The 273-nt window shown below is 61.2% G+C and carries 1 protein-coding gene; it reads right to left on the bottom strand.

Going from position 1 to position 273, the window contains the following annotated elements; genetic code table 11:
- On the bottom strand, positions 1-273 hold a 273-nt coding region (locus HMPREF3151_RS11975), incomplete at both ends, for an HNH endonuclease signature motif containing protein (protein WP_168160586.1).

Raw genomic sequence — 273 nt, 5'->3', positions numbered from 1 at the left:
GCACCAGGTTGTTCATGTTGGTGTAGCCGCCGTGTTTCCATGCCTGTACGTGGTGGATCTCGGAGCCATACGCCCCGTGCCTGCAGCCTGGGAAGGCGCACACGGGTGAGACCATGCATGCCATATCGCGTTGTTTTTGGTTGGCGAAGCGCTCGGTGTCGTACAGGTTCACCGCCCCTTCCTCCGGGTGGAACGCGGCGACCTCGAGTGCCTCGCCGAATTCTTGCTGCATGTACTCGGCCCCGGTCATCATGGTGCCGTCAGTCAAGGTGA

Origin of the sequence: Corynebacterium sp. HMSC05H05 (assembly GCF_001807265.1) — a bacterium.
Classification (GTDB): Bacteria; Actinomycetota; Actinomycetes; order Mycobacteriales; family Mycobacteriaceae; genus Corynebacterium.
This window is presented reverse-complemented; position numbering and strand designations above follow the sequence as displayed.